The sequence below is a fragment of the Roseateles sp. So40a genome, from assembly GCF_048081605.1.
GTDB lineage: Bacteria > Pseudomonadota > Gammaproteobacteria > Burkholderiales > Burkholderiaceae_C > Roseateles.
Map to the genome: position 1 here is coordinate 4,142,480 of NZ_CP182288.1, position 16,045 is coordinate 4,158,524.

The 16,045-nt window shown below is 69.6% G+C and carries 15 protein-coding genes and 1 pseudogene; 14 read left to right on the forward strand and 2 right to left on the reverse strand.

What is annotated here, in order from left to right; genetic code table 11:
• Window positions 1-24: 24 nt before the first annotated feature.
• The 8 genes from ACNI65_RS18820 to ACNI65_RS18855 all read left to right on the forward strand — a co-directional run bounded on the left by ACNI65_RS18820 (window position 25) and on the right by ACNI65_RS18855 (window position 8,298).
• Window positions 25-606, forward strand: a complete 582-nt coding sequence (locus ACNI65_RS18820; protein WP_416758626.1) for a c-type cytochrome — start codon at window positions 25-27, stop codon at window positions 604-606.
• Between the two features lie 126 nt (window positions 607-732).
• Window positions 733-2,871 carry a cytochrome c biogenesis protein ResB gene (locus tag ACNI65_RS18825; RefSeq protein WP_416758627.1) on the forward strand — a complete coding sequence of 713 codons (2,139 nt, stop codon included), beginning with the start codon at window positions 733-735 and terminating at the stop codon, window positions 2,869-2,871.
• Window positions 2,872-2,956: 85 nt separating this feature from the next.
• Window positions 2,957-4,327: a c-type cytochrome biogenesis protein CcsB gene (gene ccsB, locus ACNI65_RS18830; RefSeq protein ID WP_416763654.1), complete on the forward strand. Its 1,371-nt coding sequence runs from the start codon at window positions 2,957-2,959 to the stop codon at window positions 4,325-4,327.
• Window positions 4,328-4,513: 186 nt separating this feature from the next.
• A complete protein-coding gene (gene msrP / locus ACNI65_RS18835; protein ID WP_416758628.1) occupies window positions 4,514-5,506 on the forward strand; it encodes a protein-methionine-sulfoxide reductase catalytic subunit MsrP in 993 nt (330 codons plus the stop codon).
• A gap of 12 nt (window positions 5,507-5,518) precedes the next feature.
• Window positions 5,519-6,154, forward strand: coding sequence for a sulfite oxidase heme-binding subunit YedZ (locus ACNI65_RS18840; RefSeq protein WP_416758629.1), 636 nt, complete (start codon window positions 5,519-5,521; stop codon window positions 6,152-6,154).
• 33 nt (window positions 6,155-6,187) lie between these two features.
• Window positions 6,188-6,703, forward strand: a complete 516-nt coding sequence (locus ACNI65_RS18845; RefSeq protein ID WP_416758630.1) for a GNAT family N-acetyltransferase — start codon at window positions 6,188-6,190, stop codon at window positions 6,701-6,703.
• Entirely contained in the window at window positions 6,700-7,509 is an 810-nt protein-coding gene (locus tag ACNI65_RS18850; RefSeq protein WP_416758631.1) for an APH(3') family aminoglycoside O-phosphotransferase, read from the forward strand. Before ACNI65_RS18845 ends, ACNI65_RS18850 begins: the two co-directional genes overlap by 4 nt.
• Before the next feature lie 141 nt (window positions 7,510-7,650).
• Entirely contained in the window at window positions 7,651-8,298 is a 648-nt protein-coding gene (locus ACNI65_RS18855) for a LuxR C-terminal-related transcriptional regulator (RefSeq protein WP_416758632.1), read from the forward strand.
• Window positions 8,299-8,322: 24 nt separating this feature from the next.
• Here the strand turns inward: ACNI65_RS18855 and ACNI65_RS18860 are convergent, their stop codons facing one another.
• Window positions 8,323-9,465 carry a hypothetical protein gene (locus ACNI65_RS18860; protein ID WP_416758633.1) on the reverse strand — a complete coding sequence of 381 codons (1,143 nt, stop codon included), beginning with the start codon at window positions 9,463-9,465 and terminating at the stop codon, window positions 8,323-8,325.
• Window positions 9,466-9,729: 264 nt separating this feature from the next.
• On the opposite strand from ACNI65_RS18860, the pseudogene ACNI65_RS18865 reads away from it, so the two are divergent.
• The 6 genes and pseudogenes from ACNI65_RS18865 to ACNI65_RS18890 form a co-directional block, all read left to right on the forward strand.
• A pseudogene (locus ACNI65_RS18865) lies at window positions 9,730-10,710 on the forward strand (FAD-dependent oxidoreductase); the annotation flags it as partial.
• A gap of 84 nt (window positions 10,711-10,794) precedes the next feature.
• Window positions 10,795-11,163: a dihydroneopterin aldolase gene (locus ACNI65_RS18870; RefSeq protein ID WP_416763655.1), complete on the forward strand. Its 369-nt coding sequence runs from the start codon at window positions 10,795-10,797 to the stop codon at window positions 11,161-11,163.
• A 4-nt stretch (window positions 11,164-11,167) separates the two neighbouring features.
• The gene (gene ttcA / locus ACNI65_RS18875) at window positions 11,168-12,178 is read left to right on the forward strand and encodes a tRNA 2-thiocytidine(32) synthetase TtcA (protein ID WP_416758634.1); all 1,011 of its coding nucleotides are present in this window, start codon (window positions 11,168-11,170) and stop codon (window positions 12,176-12,178) included.
• 180 nt (window positions 12,179-12,358) lie between these two features.
• On the forward strand, window positions 12,359-13,006 hold the full coding sequence (locus ACNI65_RS18880; RefSeq protein WP_416758635.1) for a DUF4136 domain-containing protein: 648 nt from the start codon (window positions 12,359-12,361) through the stop codon (window positions 13,004-13,006).
• A 101-nt stretch (window positions 13,007-13,107) separates the two neighbouring features.
• Window positions 13,108-14,487, forward strand: a complete 1,380-nt coding sequence (gene glmU, locus ACNI65_RS18885) for a bifunctional UDP-N-acetylglucosamine diphosphorylase/glucosamine-1-phosphate N-acetyltransferase GlmU (protein WP_416758636.1) — start codon at window positions 13,108-13,110, stop codon at window positions 14,485-14,487.
• 191 nt (window positions 14,488-14,678) lie between these two features.
• Window positions 14,679-15,155, forward strand: coding sequence for a hypothetical protein (locus ACNI65_RS18890; protein ID WP_416758637.1), 477 nt, complete (start codon window positions 14,679-14,681; stop codon window positions 15,153-15,155).
• A gap of 21 nt (window positions 15,156-15,176) precedes the next feature.
• Here the strand turns inward: ACNI65_RS18890 and ACNI65_RS18895 are convergent, their stop codons facing one another.
• On the reverse strand, window positions 15,177-16,007 hold the full coding sequence (locus ACNI65_RS18895) for a transposase (RefSeq protein WP_416758638.1): 831 nt from the start codon (window positions 16,005-16,007) through the stop codon (window positions 15,177-15,179).
• Window positions 16,008-16,045 lie beyond the last annotated feature (38 nt).

Here is a 16,045-nt window from a genome sequence, read left to right on the forward strand (position 1 = left end):
TTCTTGTTGTCGAGTATGGTTCTGATGTCCGGCGCCGCCATCGCCGCCGAACCGCAAGCATCCGCCAAGCCTGATCTCACCAAGGGTCAGGCCATCAGCTCCCAGGTCTGCGCCGCCTGCCACACGGCGGACGGCTCCCGGGGCAGCCCGGCCAATCCGATCATCGCCGGCCAGCACGCCGACTACCTCGCCAAGCAATTGCACGAGTTCAAGTCGGGCAAGCGCAAGAACGCGGTGATGTCGGGCATGGCCGCGCCGCTGTCCGATGACGACATCCGCAATGTCTCCGCGTTCTACGCCAGCAAGGGCAGCAAGCCCGGCTTCGCCAAGAACAAGGAGCTGATCACGCTGGGCGAGAAGATCTACCGCGGCGGCATCGCCGACAAGCAGGTCCCCGCCTGCGCCGGCTGTCACAGCCCCAACGGCGCCGGCATCCCCGCCCAGTACCCGCGCCTGGGCGGCCAGCACAGCGACTACACCGAGGCCCAGTTGACGGCGTTCCGCGCCGGCGGCCGCCCCAACAGCCCGCAGATGCTGGCCATCGCCGCCAAGATGAGCGATCGCGAGATCAAGGCGGTCTCCGACTACATCGCCGGCCTGCGCTGAGCGGCCGCGCGCGGACCGCCCCTTTCGGGGAGAGTCCCGACGAACGAGGCCGGTGATCCGATCACCGGCCTTCGCTTTAACCGGCACTCGCCCCATCGGTCACGCGACGCAACGAGAATGCCGGCCATGACCGAGAAGTCCCCCGACCGTCCCCCCCGGCCCGCGGCCGCCGCGACCCTGCGCGTCGCGTTCGACGACGCGCTGGAGCTGCTGGCGTCGATGCGTTTCGCCATCGCGCTGCTGACGGTGCTGTGCATCGCCTCCGTGATCGGCACCGTGGTGCAGCAGCGCCAGCCGATGACCAACTACGTCAACCAGTTCGGCCCGTTCTGGTCGGAGCTGTTCGGCAAGGTCGACCTCTACACCGTCTACAGCGCGTGGTGGTTCCTGCTGATGCTGGGTTTCCTGGTCGTGTCCACGAGCCTGTGCATCGCGCGCCACACGCCCAAGATCCTCCGCGACCTGAAGACCTTCAAGGAATCGATGCGCGAGCAGGCCATCCAGGCCTTCAAGCTCAAGGCGCTGGGTTACCTGCACATGAACCCGGAAGCGGCGCTGGGCCAGGTCAATGCCTGGCTGGCCGCCGAGGGCTGGAAGGCCCGCGCGCAGGTCCGCCATGGCGGCGTCATGATCGGCGCGCGCAAGGGCTCGGCGCACAAGATCGGTTACCTGGCCGCGCATTCGGCGATCGTGCTGATCTGCCTGGGCGGGCTGTTCGACGGCGATCTGGTCGTGCGCGCCGTCATGTGGGCGCAGGGCAAGCAGATCTACCAGGGCGCCGATCTCAACCAGATCGCGCCGGTGAACCGGCTCTCGCCGGGCAATCCCAGCTTCCGCGGCAACCTGTACGTGCCCGAGGGCAGCCGCTCCTCGACGGCGCTGATCTCCATGCCCAGCGGCGTCGTGGTGCAGGACCTGCCCTTCGATGTCGAGCTCAAGAAGTTCATCGTCGAGTACTACTCGACGGGCATGCCCAAGCTGTTCGCGAGCGACATCGTCCTGCACGACCGCCAGGACGGCTCGACCCACACGGCCAAGATCGAGGTCAACAAGCCCTTCACCTACCGCGGCGTGACGATGTACCAGAGCAGCTTCGAGGACGGCGGTTCGGGTCTGAAGCTCAGGCTGCGGGCGCTGCAGTCCGCGCATGACACGCCGCTGGACGGCCGCGTCAACGGCACCACCACGCTGACCGTGGACGGCGAGAGCTACGGGCTGGAGTTCACCGGCCTGCGCGTGATCAACGTCGAGAACTTCGCCGACGATGGCAAGGACAAGTCGGGCGCCGATGTCCGCAAGGTCGACCTGGTCGGCCGCCTGGAGCAGCACCTGGGCTCGGGCGCCAATGTCAGCGACAAGAAGACACTGCGCAACGTCGGCCCGTCCTTCAGCTACAAGCTGCGCGACGCCAGCGGCCAGGCGCGCGAATACAACAACTACATGTTCCCGCTGGAGCTCGAAGGCCACCGCGTCTACCTGCTCGGCGTGCGCGACACGCTGGCCGACAGCTTCCGCTACCTGCGCGTGCCGGTGGACAGCAAGGACAGCCTCGAGGGCTGGCTCGCGCTGCGCCGCGTGCTGGCCGATCCGGCGCAACGGCTGCTCGCCGCGCGGCATTACGCGCTGGGCGCCAGCCCGACGGACAAACCGGCGATGCAGGCCCAGCTCGAGGCCACCGCGCTGCGCACGCTGACGCTGTTCGCCGGCGCCGAGGGCCTCAAGGCGGACACGCCCGCGCAGGGCGCGGCGCTCGGCGGCCTGCCCGCGCTGTCGCAGTTCATCGAGCGCGAGGTGCCGGAGCCTGAGCGCGGCCGCGTGTCCGAGGTGCTGCTGCGCATCCTCAACGGCAGCCTGTTCGAGCTGCACAAGCAGGCCGAGGAACAGCTCGGCCGCCCGCGCCCCGAGCCCGGCGACGCGACGCAGGCCTTCATGACGCAGGCGGTGCTGTCGCTGTCGGACGCGATGTTCTATCCCGCGCCGGTGGTGATGCAGCTGGACGATTACCAGCAGGTCCAGGCCAGCGTGTTCCAGGTGACGCGCGCGCCGGGCCAGACGCTGGTCTACCTCGGAGCGGTGTTGCTGATCGTCGGCGTGTTTGCGATGCTCTACGTCAAGGATCGGCGCCTGTGGCTGTGGCTGGAAGCCGCCCCGGGACGTCCCGAGCAGACACGGGTGCGCATGGCGCTGTCCAGCAACCGCGAGACCGCCGAGCTCCCCGTCGAATTCGAATCGCTCAAGCAGCGCCTGCTGCATGAGGAGGCCTGACATGACCAGCACCACATCCACCGCGGATTCCTCCCACCTGCCGTCGGGCCTGCCGTCGCAGATGCATTCGCAGATGCCATCCCAGATGCCGGGCTCACCCGAGGGCACGCCCGTGCGCTCGCTGCAGATCGGCAAGCGCGGCTACTTCCAGGGGCGTGACGCGTTCGACTGGATCTTCGCGGCGCTGGTGCTGATCGGCGCGGGCTTCGCGTTCAGCCGCTACCAGGCCTCGATGGATGTCTACGAGAAGGGCATCCTCGCGGGCGCGACGCCGGCGCTGATCGCGCTGGGCTGGTTCTGGCGGCCGCTGCGCCTGCTGTGCCTGATCGTGGGCGCGGCCAGCCTGTTCGCGATCCAGCTCTACCTGCGCCAGACGGACGGCTTCGGCGCGGACCTCGCGGCGGGCGAGAAGACCTCCTTCCTCAAGTACATGCTGTCCAGCCAGAGCGCGATCCTGTGGATGAGCGTGCTGGTGTGGATGAGCACGCTGTTCTACTGGCTGGGCTTCTTCAAGAAGGCCGGCGGCGACAGCGCGGCCGAGGCGATCGGCACGCGGCTGGCCTGGGGCGCGGTGGGCATGGCGCTGATCGGGACGATGGTGCGCTGGTTCGAGAGCCACCAGATCGCGCCCGACATCGGCCACATCCCGGTCAGCAACCTCTATGAGGTCTTCGTGCTGTTCACGTGGCTGACCACGCTGATGTACCTCTATTACGAGCAGCGCTTCGCCACGCGCGCGCTGGGCGCCTACGTGATGCTGGTGGTGAGCGCGGCGGTGGGGTTCCTGCTCTGGTACACGGTGGCGCGCGACGCCCACGAGATCCAGCCGCTGGTGCCCGCGCTGCAGAGCTGGTGGATGAAGATCCATGTGCCGGCGAACTTCATTGGTTACGGCAGCTTCGCGATGGCGGCGATGGTGGCGCTGGCCACCCTGCTGAAGACGGCGACGCCGCGCGCGCTGGTGATCGGCCTGATCGGCGTGCCGGTGGGGCTGGTGCTGGTGCTGCTGGCCTTCCGCTTCGGCGCGAACGTGTCGCCGGAGACGGCCACGGGCCTGAATGGCTGGGCCGGCAAGATGGCCGGCGTGGCGGTGTTCCTGGCGGCGAGCGTGGCGTTGCGCGGTCCGCTGACGGCGCGGCTGCCGGCGCTGTCGACGCTGGACGACCTGGCCTACAAGGCCATTGCGCTGGGCTTCGCGTTCTTCACGATCGCGACGATCCTGGGCGCGTTCTGGGCCGCCGAGGCCTGGGGCGGCTACTGGAGCTGGGATCCGAAGGAGACCTGGGCGCTGATCGTCTGGCTGAACTACGCGGCCTGGCTGCACATGCGCCTGATGAAGGGCCTGCGCGGCGTGGTCAGCGCGTGGTGGGCGCTGATCGGGCTGCTGGTCACGACCTTCGCCTTCCTGGGCGTCAACATGTTCCTGTCGGGGCTGCACTCGTACGGGACGCTGTAAGCCCACGCGACCTCCCTCGAAGGGCGGCCTCGGACTTCGGTCCGGCGCCGCCCTTCCCTCTTTCGAGGTAGCGACACGTGCGAGGCCCCGCGATGCGGGGGGCCGGCGGGGGTCTTAAGCGCGCTTTCATGTCAAGACGGTCCGGGGAGCGTAAGGTTCAGGCCTTCCCTCCCCTGAAGGTCCGCCATGCACTTCCACTCCTCGCGCCACGGCCCGCGCATCCCGTCCTCCGAGATCGCCTCGCGCGAGGTCTACGACGACCGCCGCACCTGGCTGAAGTCCGCGGGCGCGCTCGGGCTCACCGGGCTGGGGTTGAGCGGTCTGGTCGACGGCGTCCAGGCCCAGACCGCCGGACCCGGCAAGCTGGCCAAGCTGCCGGGCGCCAAGAGCGCGGTGGCCGGCGCCAACGTCCTGGAGAAGTTGACGGCCTACAAGGACGTCACCTCCTACAACAACTTCTACGAGTTCGGCACCGACAAGGCCGATCCCGCCGAGAACGCGCACACGCTCAAGCCGCGGCCCTGGTCCGTCGTGATCGAGGGCGAATGCGCCAAGCCGGGCCGCTTCGGCCTGGAGGACCTGCTCAAGGTCGCGCCGATGGAGGAACGCGTCTATCGCCTGCGCTGCGTGGAAGGCTGGTCCATGGTGATCCCGTGGGTGGGCTACTCGCTGTCGGAGCTGATCAAGAAGGCCGAGCCCACCGGCAAGGCGAAGTACGTCGAGTTCACGACGCTGGCGGACAAGGCGCAGATGCCGGGCGTGCGCTCGGGCGTGCTGGACTGGCCCTATGTCGAGGGCCTGCGCCTGGACGAGGCCATGCATCCGCTCACGCTGATGGCCTTCGGCCTGTACGGCGAGGTGCTGCCCAACCAGAACGGCGCGCCGCTGCGACTGGTCGTGCCCTGGAAGTACGGGTTCAAGTCGGCCAAGTCCATCGTCAAGATCCGCTTCGTCGAGAAGCAGCCGGTGAGCAGCTGGACCAAGGCGGCGCAGCAGGAATACGGCTTCTTCTCCAACGTGAATCCCAACGTCGACCATCCCCGCTGGAGCCAGGCCACCGAGCGCCGCATCGGCGAGGACGGCCTCTTCGCCAAGCGCCGCCAGACGCTGATGTTCAACGGCTACGAGGCCCAGGTCGGGCAGCTGTACGCCGGCATGGACCTGAAGAAGAACTTCTGACGCCCTGATCGCATGAGCGCTTCCCCCGCCCTGCCCCGGCGCGCGCCCGCGCGCCGCCATCCCCTGCTGCATCCGGCGGCCAAGGTCGTGCTGTTCGTGCTCTGCCTGGTGCCGCTGGCCTGGTACGTGTTCGGGGCCTTCGCCGACCGGCTGGGCGCGAACCCGGCCGAGACGCTGATCCGCGGCCTGGGCGACTGGGCGCTGCGGCTGCTGTGGATCACGCTGGCGGTGACGCCGCTGCGCACCTGGACGAACCAGCCGGCGCTGGCGCGTTTCCGCCGCATGCTGGGGCTGTTCGCGTTCTTCTACGCCAGCCTGCACCTGCTGGCCTACGGCTGGCTGGACAAGTCGCTGGATCTTGGCGAGATCCTGCGCGACATCGCCAAGCGGCCCTTCATCCTGATGGGCTTCACCGCGTGGGTGCTGCTGCTGCCGCTGGCGGCCACCTCGTTCAATCGCGCGATCAAGGCGCTGGGCGCGCCGCGCTGGCAGGCGCTGCACAAGCTCGTCTACGCGATCGCGATCATCGGGCTGATGCACTTCATCTGGATGCGCGCCGGCAAGAACAACTTCGTCGAGCCCATCGTCTACGGGACCATCCTCGCGGTGCTGCTGGGCTGGCGGGTCTGGCGGCGAGTGCGGCGCTGAGGGGCGCTGATGGGCGCTGATAACCTCCGCGTCATGCTCAGCCTGCACCCCGTGACCGAGCGCGACCTCGCCGCGCTGCGCCGCTTCGAATTCGACAACCGCGCGTTCTTCGAGTCGCGCATCAACGCCCGGCCCGCGGCCTATTACGACGAGGGCGGCATCGAGGCGGCCATCGCCACGGCCCTGCGCGAGGCGGCAGCCGACGTCGGCCACCAATACCTGATCAAGGACGGAGACGGCGCGCTGATCGGCCGCATCAACCTCAGCCACGTGCGGCGCACGCATTACCACTCGTGCGAGCTGGGCTATCGCATCGCCGAGTCCGAGAACGGCCGCGGCCACGCCAAGGAGGCCGTCCGGCTGGTGCTGGCGAAGGCCTTCGGCGAGCTGGGTCTGCAGCGCGTGGAGGCCAAGGCCCGCGCAGGCAACGCGGCGTCGATGAAAGTGCTCGCGCACAACGGCTTCCGCGAGTTCGGCCGATCCACGCGCAGCTTCCAGTTGCGGGACGAGTGGGAAGACATGCTGCACTTCGAGCGCCACGCCGCATGAGCGCCCGTGAACGTCGCGGCCGTGCGCCCGCCGGTTTGCCCGAGGCCCTGGCGGCTCGCCTGGGCGACCACGCCTGGCACCGCAACCTCGTCGGAGAGGCCGGCGCCGCCGTGCATCGGCTGAGCCGTGCCGGCCACCCCGACCTCTATCTGAAACACGGACGCGGCGACGCGGCCTCGGACATCGTCGACGAGTTCGCTCGCCTGCGCTGGCTGGCCGGCGCATGGCCGGTTCCGGTGATCGAGCACTTCGAGGCCCGCGCCGACGAGGCCTGGTTGCTCACCCGCGCCCTGCCCGGACGCACCGCCTACGAGCACCTGAGCGCGACACCCGAGCTCGCGGCGGACCTCGTCGCGACGCTCGGTCGCGCGCTGCGTCGCCTGCATGCGCTGCCGGACGCGTCGTGTCCGTTCAATGCCGATCTTCAGCGGCAGCTCGCGCTCGCGCGTGCTCGCCTCGATGCTGGGCTCGTCGACGCGGACGACTTCGACGAGGCCCGCGCCGGCTGGACACCGCAGCAGGTGTGGGACGCGCTGCAGGCGATGCAGCCGATGACCGAGGAGCGCGTCGTCACGCACGGCGACTTCTCGCTGGACAACCTGCTCCTGGACGATCAAGGCGCGCTGGTCGGGGTGATCGACGTGGGCCGCGCCGGACTCGCCGACCGCCATCGCGATCTGGCCATCCTGGCCAACAACCTCGATGAATTCGGACCCGCGCTGCGCGACGTGCTGTTCGAGGCCTACGGCGGTCCGATCGATCCGCGCCGGATCGAGTGCCAGCTGCTGCTCGACGAGTGCTTCTGACGCGCCGGGCCGCGGCCCCTGCGCCCGGCTGGGTCGACCTATACCAACGCAGGATGTCCGCGGCGCCGGCGTGCTCCTACGCTCTGGTCCGGGTCGTCGCATCACGCGCGCCCCGCTGGCCCGTGTAGAAAGGACGCCGCCGTGTTCCATGCCGCCTACGCCCGCATCCAGGTGCGGGTCGCCCATTCCGACCCGGTGGTCGCCGCCGGTCTCGCCACGCTGCTCGAGCGCGAGGGCGACATCGACGTGCTCGACGACAGCATCGCGCTACCCGCCGTGGTCCGCGACGCGATGCGCGCACCCAACCGCACCGACGTCGTCATCGCCGATTACACCCGCGCGATGGCGCTCGCGGCGATGCGCCCTCCCAGCGACGCCCTGCAGCCGCGCCTGATGGTGCTCACCGCCCACGATCGCGAGCAGGACGTGCGCAGCGCGCTGGAAGCCGGCGTCGACGGTTATGTCGAGCTGGGTTGCGCGTCGCAGGAACTGGTGGCCGGCGTGCGCCAGCTCGCGCGGGGGTCGCGTTTTCTGAGCGCGCTGGCCGCGCGGCGCGTCGCCGACAGCATGAGCCGCAGCCGGCTCACCGGACGCGAGCGTCAGGTGCTCGGCCTGGTGGCCGACGGCAAGAGCAACAAGGCGATCGCGATCGCGCTGGACATCTCCGCCGGCACCGTCAAGACCCACATGAAGGGCATCCTCGGCAAGCTGGCCGCGGGCTCGCGCACGCAGGCCGCCACGATCGCCCGCGAGCGCGGACTGATCTCGGCGGACAGCACCATCGTCTGAGGGCCCGCCCTCGTCAGCGCGGGATCAGTCCCGGAGGAAACGCACCGGCGTGTGCGCGTACTTGGGCTCGGCGTGGTCCTCGAGGACCGCGTGCTTGCCCTTGGCCTTGAGCGCGGCGGCATCCGCCGCGTTGACCAGCTCCACGCCGTTCGCGTTGAACATGCCGCGGTAGTAGCGGACGTAGGTCGTCTGGCCCGCCTGGAGTTTCAGCGGCGTGCGGCCGTCCACGCCGACGAACAGCGAGTAGTCGCCCGGCTTCACGTCGAAGGCCAGGTAGGAGCGCGTGCCCACCACGAGGTTCACCGCCGACGGAGACTTGTAGCGCGCCTTGGCATCGGTCACGTCCGCATCGGCCAGCAGCTGGAAGTGGTCGGGGGTGTACTCGTAGGACTTGCCGACCTTGCCGTAATCGTTGAAGAGCAGCACACGCGCCCGATCCGCGGCCGGCGCCTGCAGCGCCTCGTCCGGCGTCGCCCAGCTCATCGCGTACTGCGGTGCCGGGCTCAGCACGGCGGGACGATTCAGCACCGGGCGCAGCACCTCGTCCTTGAACAGGTAGCCGAGGTCGCGCACGACGTCCTCGGGTTTCATCTTGTCGCCGGTGTAGCGCTCGTAGCGGTGGATCGCCTGCCAGCGCCAGCGCTGGTCGCGGCGGTCGTACAGCACCGATTCGGCGGCGAGCGACATGTGGAAGTAGCTGCCGCCGGCCTCGCGCAGCGCGATCTGCCAATCGATCAGCAGCACGTAACGCGGTCCGGCGGACACGCCCACTTCCGGCAGGCGGCGCACGGTCTCGGCGACGGACGGGCTGGCGAGGTCCTCGGGCACGATCACGTAGTTCACGCCCGAGAGCGCCGGCTCCGCGCCCATGCGCATCATCCCGGCGCAATGCCACTTGCGCACGACGATCCGGTTGCCGGTGTTCGGGCCGGTGCAGTCGGCGACCGGCATCAGCACCACCACCTGCAGGTCGGCGGGGGCGATCGCCTCGCGCAGGTCGTCCTTGCGGACTTCGGTCCAGCGGGATTTCTCCGGGTCCAGCGGGGACGGCTCGGCGGCGGCCTGGCGCGCGGCGCCCATCAGGGAGAGGACAGCCAACGCGGCCAAGGCGGCCGCGGGCAGGGAACGTGAGGGGAGGAAGGACGGGAGGGAGGGGATGAACTTCATGATGACAGCTGGATGCGGGGATCGCGCCTCTCTTGCCGGAGGTCCGCGGAAAGTCGCCTGAACGGCGCGCGGCGAAGATAGCAGCGCCCCGCCCGGCCGCCGTGTCGCGCCTCGGCGCGCCGGTGACGGATTCCCGCAAATCGGCCGCTTCGGCGCTCCTGACGGACCGGACCGCCTCGGGCATCACGCCTGCGCAAGCCCCCGGGCTGGCGGTCGGCGGCCCTCATCCGGGATAATCCCGGGTTTGCTCAGGCCCGCCGCCTCATGTCCCAGCCCACGCCCGACCGACTGCCCGCCAGCCTGCCCGCGCTCGTCGATGCCGCCATCGTCGGCGGCGGACCGGCCGGCTGCAGCGCGGCCAGCTGGCTCAGCCAGCTGGGCCTGAGCGTCGCGCTGATCGAACGCGCGCCCCGCCTGTGCGACAGCCTGCGCCCGCTGGATTACCGCCAGGACTGGCTGCTGGGAGCGCCCGGCGAGTCCCTCGCCGACCTGGGCGAGCGTTACGCCCGCCACGCCAGCGCCCAGGCCGGCGTGCACGCGCTGACCGGCCAGACGGTGCAGCAGCTGGACTGGCACGCCGAGCAGGGGTGGACGCTCTACCTGGACGGCGGCCCGGCCTTCTCGGCGCTGTCCGCCGGCAGCGGCGATCACACCACCCCGGCCGGCCTGCAACCGCTGCGCGCCCGCGCGCTGCTGCTGGCCACCGGACTGACGCCCCGCCACCCTGCGCCGCTCTACCCCGAGGGCCCCGAGGGGGACCGCCATGGCCGGGTGCTCGACGCGATCGAACTCACCGCCGTGCGCGACCGCCTCGCGCCGGGCAAGGTGCTGCTGCTGGGCGGCGGCGACAACGCCGTCGAGAACGCGCTGCACCTGGCCGCCCGGGGACACGCGGTCACGCTGTGGTCGCGCTCGGAATGGCGCGCCCAGAGCCACCTGATCCAGCAGCTGGACACCGCGCCCGGCCTGCGCCGGCGCAGCGCCCAGGCGCTGCCGACCGCTGTGGTCGCCGACGCGGACGGCGTGCGCGTCAGCTCCAAGGCCTACGGTGAGGAGCGCTTCGACCAGGTCGCGGTGCTGCTCGGTTACGAACCCGAACCCTCCGCCTGGCTGCAGGTCGCCGACGCGTTGCAGCGCGCTGGCGTGACCGCGCCCTCGCAGCCCTTCCGCGACGAACCCCGCTTCGGCGTGCTCGGGCTGTTCGTGGCCGGCGACGCCAGCGGCCGCCAGCATCCCTGCGTGCAGACCGCGCTGGGCGACGGAGTCGTCGCGGCCAAGCAGATCGAGGCCTTCCTGCGCCCGCTGCGCGAGTCGCAACCGCCGCCGGCGCTGCGGCGCAACAACCGCCAGGTGATCCACATCCACGGGCTGCGCTTCGGCGCCAACCTGGGCGTGCTCGACTTCGAGCGCGAGGGCCCGCAGCCCATCCTGGTGGACGCAGAGGTCAACCTCGGCGCGCAGACCATCGTCTCGCGCGACGCCGACATCGGCCACGTGCTGGACTACCGCCGCGTGCGCACCATCATCATCGACGAGTGCACCGCCGAACACACCGACCTGCTGGAGGCGCTGCTGGGCAAGCTGTGCGTCCGGCTGATGAAGCTGCCGGGCGTGGTGGGCGTGCGCATCAAGGTGACCAAGCTTGAAATCTTCCCCGACTGCCAAGTCGCAATCTCAGCCGAATGCGGCCAATGGTGATCCCATGACGACCGAAATCCTCTCCCCCGACCAGACCCTCGCCAGCGCCGCCGATGCGGAAGCGAAGAAGCACGCGCACGAGATGAACAAGCTGTCCAAGCGCCTGCATCGCCAGGTCGGCCAGGCCATCGGCGACTTCAACATGATCGAGGACGGCGACAAGGTCATGGTGTGCGTGTCCGGCGGCAAGGACAGCTACTCGCTGCTGGACATCCTGATCAACCTGCGCGACCGCGCGCCGATCAAGTTCGACATCGTCGCGGTGAACCTCGACCAGAAGCAGCCCGGCTTCCCCGAGGACGTGCTGCCGGCCTACCTGAAGTCGCGCGGCGTGGACTTCCACATCGAGGAGCAGGACACCTACTCCATCGTCAAGCGCCTGGTGCCCGAGGGCAAGACGACGTGCTCGCTGTGCTCGCGCCTGCGCCGCGGCATCCTGTACCGCGTGGCCGGTGAGCTGGGCGCGACCAAGATCGCGCTGGGCCACCACCGCGACGACATCGTCACCACGCTGATGCTGAACATGTTCTTCGGCAGCCGCATGAAGGGCATGCCGCCCAAGCTGGTCAGCGACGACGGCAAGAACGTCGTCATCCGGCCGCTGGCCTACGTGAAGGAATCGGACCTGGAGCGCTGGGCCGAGCACCGCGAGTTCCCGATCATTCCGTGCAACCTGTGCGGCAGCCAGCCCAACCTGCAGCGCGCCACGGTGAAGGCGATGCTGCAGGACTGGGACCGCCGTTTCCCGGGCCGGGTCGACAACATGTTCACCGCGATGGGCAACATCGTCACGTCGCACATGCTGGACCGCAACCTGTTCCCGTTCGAGACGATCAAGGCCACCGGCTCGCCGGTCGCCGACGGCGACATCGCCTTCGACGAGGACGAGCAATGCGGCACGCCGGCGCCGGCCACGGGCGTCGTGAACATCATCCGTCCCGGCCAGGCGCCCGCGACCCCGGCGATCCCCGCCCCGGTCGACGACGCCGGCGAGGCCTACTCCGCCGCGGATTGAATCTCCCTCTCCCGCTTGCGGGAGAGGGCGGGGTGAGGGCCAGCAGCGGTGGCAGTACGCCGCTGCTCCCGCAGCTTCGCATTCCCATACGAAGAGATACCCCGCGCTGACCGCACCGTCACGCCGTGCACACGCACGCCGCTTGCCGGAGAGGCCACAATCGGTCGCCTGGAGGTCTCCATGTTCACCTTGAATCGTCGATCGGCCCTGCTGGGCCTGGGCGCGGCGGCGGTGCTGTCGCTGAGCGGCTGTGCCGCGCTGAATTCGGTCTCCGCCGACGCGCAGAGCTTCGGCAGCTGGCCGGCCGGCCGGCAGCCCGGCACCTTCGCCTTCGAGCGCCTGCCCTCGCAGCAGCGCAACGAGGCCAACCAGGCCGCGCTCGAGGACGCCGCCCGCAACGCGCTGCTCAAGGCCGGCTTCACCGAGGCCAGCGACCCCAAGCAATCCGACATCGTCGTCTCGCTGGGCGCGCGCATCACGCGCACGTCGGCGGCGCCCTGGGACGATCCGCTGTGGTGGCGCGGGAACGGCAGCTACTGGGGTTGGCGTTACGGCCCGGCCTGGCGCCCGTATTACAGCCGCTGGGGCTATGCCTACCCGGGCGATTCGATGATGGAGCGCCGGTATGACCGCGAGGTCGCCATGCTGCTGCGCGACCGCAAGTCCAACGAGCCGCTGTATGAAGCGCGCGCCTCCAACGACGGCCTCACCGAAGGCGGTCAGGAGCTGTTCGGCGCGCTCTTCGAGGCGTCGATGATGGACTTCCCGCAGACGCGTCCCGAGCCGCATTCGGTGACGGTGCAACTGCCGCCGCGCACCCTGAAGTAAGGCGACGCCCGGACGCACCTCGTCACCGGAAAGCGCCGGGCGCCTGTCATCGGCGGCCCTGATAATCGCGGTCTCTCCAACAGGGAACCGCGATTTTTCTTATGTCGCTGAACATCGTCGTCATGGCCGCGGGCAAGGGCACCCGCATGAAGTCCTCGCTGCCCAAGGTGCTGCACAAGCTGGCCGGCCGCGCGCTGCTCCAGCATGTGCTGGGCAGCACCGCGGCCCTGGCGGCCGACGCCCGCATCGTCATCACCGGCCATGGCGCCGATCAGGTCGAGGCCGCCGTCGGTGGCGAGGGCCTGCGCTTCGTCCGCCAAGAGCCGCAGCTGGGCACCGGCCACGCGATCCAGCAGACCGTGCCGGCGCTGACGGCCGGCGGCAGCACCCTCATCCTGAGCGGCGACACCCCGCTGATCAGCACCGCGACGACGCGCGCGCTGGTCGACGCCTGCGGCGGCGAGCGCCTGGTGCTGCTCACCATCGAATACGCTGATCCCACCGGATATGGCCGCATCGTGCGCGACGCGGCGGGCGAACAGGTGCTGGCCATCGTCGAGCACAAGGACGCCAGCGACGCGCAGCGCGCGCTGCGCGAGTGCTACACCGGCGTGATGGCCGCGCCCACCGAAGCGCTCAAGCGCTGGGTCGGCCAGCTCGACAACAACAACGCGCAGGGCGAGTACTACCTGACCGACATCGTCGCGATGGCCGTGGCCGAGGGCGTCCCCGTCGTCGCGGTGAAGACCGCCGACGAGACCGAGGTGCTGGGCGTCAACAGCCCCTCGCAGCTGGCGCACCTGGAGCGCCGTTTCCAGCTCGCGCAAGCGGAATCGCTGATGACCGCCGGCGTGCGGCTGGCCGATCCCGCGCGCTTCGACCTGCGCGGCACGCTGCACTGCGGCAAGGACGTCGAGATCGACGTCAACTGCGTCTTCGAGGGCGCGGTCACCTTGGGTGATGGCGTGCGCATCGGCGCGAACTGCGTGATCCGCAACGCGACGATCGGCGCGAATGCCCGCATCCACGAGTTCACCCACATCGACGGCGAGACCGCCGGCGCCAGCGTCGGCGAGGGCGCGCTGATCGGCCCGTTCGCCCGGCTGCGGCCCGGCGCGAAGCTGGGCGCGGAGGTCCACATCGGCAACTTCGTCGAGGTGAAGAACTCGACGCTGGCCAAGGGCGCCAAGGCCAACCACCTGGCCTACCTGGGCGACGCCACCGTGGGCGAGCGCGTCAACTACGGCGCGGGCAGCATTACCGCCAACTACGACGGCGCCAACAAGCACCGCACGACCATCGGCGCAGACGTCCATGTGGGGTCCAATTGCGTGCTCGTGGCCCCGGTGACGCTGGGCGACGGCGCCACCATCGGCGGCGGCTCGACGATCACCAAGGACGTCGAGCCCGGCGGGCTGGCTGTGGCGCGGGGCCGACAAACCGTGATTTCCGGCTGGTCCCGCCCCAAGAAGGTGAAGTGATTCACCCAAATCGGCTGGGAACTGCGTAAGCTCTGCTATTCGTGTCACGAACTGTGACAAGTTCACGGGACTGACTTCTTTGAAGTTTGCAGGTATCGAACTCCCCCCGAGCTGTGGGAGGCGCGATTGCCCCATCCTTCTTAGGATCCGTCCCGTCAACCAGCTGAACGCTGTTCCCCAGCTGAATCCTTATGGCGAACTCCAAGACTGCTGCCCCGCTGCTGCCTCAGAACGACGACCTGATCGCCGTGCCGCCGGCTTCCGCCGCGCTGGACGCGTTGTCGGATCGTTCGGACGCGCCCGCCGCCCAGGCGGCCCGCGCGGAGGCCTTGGAGCAGCTGGCGATGTCGCACGCGATGTGTGATCAGGCGGCTGACGCCTGCTTCTACCTGTGCCGCAGCCTGGGTCTGGCGCGCCAGCAACAGACGCCGGATGCCGCGCCCGACCTGGAACTGCTATTCCAGCTGCTGGGCGCGCTGGCGGACCTGCCGGGCGAGGTGTCGGCGATGCCGATGCCTGAAGGTCAGGCCGATGGCCTGGGCGTCGCGGAACTCTGCCACCAGCTCAGCGCCGCACGCGAGCTCACGACCGCTGCCTGGAACGAGGCCGCCGAGATGGATGACGCCATTGCCGCATGCCCTGCAGCACCCGCCCACGCCCTGCATTGAGGGCGACGTGACGGCAGCCTGCTAGCGCTGCCGCTCATGGCCGGCGATCAGCCGGCTCACTCGCGAAACCGACAAGCCCAGTTCACGCGCCAAGGCAGTCATCGACTGCCCGCCTTCGGTGTGCGCGCGATACAGCGCTTCCTCCCGGCTGTGGCTGGACTTCAGCCATTCGCCCCAGCGACGCAAACGGGGCGTGCGCGGCGGATGCTCGCTCAGGCGCACGGTGCGTTGCACGAAGGCCGCGTCGCCCAGGAAGATCTGATGGCGCAGCTGCCCCCAGATGTCCAGGTCGGGTTCTGCTTCGACGATCGCCTGATACCGCTGCGCCGCCTTGCGCCGGTCTGCCGCGTTCTGCGGCACGCGTCCCAGGACGTTCGTCCACAGGCCTTCGACCTCCAGCCAGTCCGGCGCCGGCACCTGGCCGGCATGCGCCTGCAGGCTGCTCCAGCGCCAGGCGATCGGTGCGTTGGCCAGGCCGGCGCGGCGGCCGATCAGCTCGACGTAGCGGCAGGCGTCCAGCAGCAGATGCTCCCGGTCGACCAACACCGCCTTGAAGCGCCCCTGGAACACATGCCCGATCTGCCCGTGCCGGCGGTTGTGCGCCTGCGTGTACACGCCGTTCAGATGACGCATCAGCCGCGACAGATTGGCCTGCCGCGTGAACAGCAGCAGCTCGTAATGCTCGCGGCCCAGCCCGTAGGCGAGCACCTGCGCGTCGAAGCGCTGCACCGCCTGCTCGATGAGCGCGAGCATCACGCCGCGGTCCTCGTCGTCGGAGAACACGGCGGCGTCGCCGCGCGTGGCGACGTGATAGACGGCGCCGGCGAACTCGATGCGAAGCGGTCTGGCCATGCCCAATAACTAGGCGACAGCCGCACAAAAGACAAGCG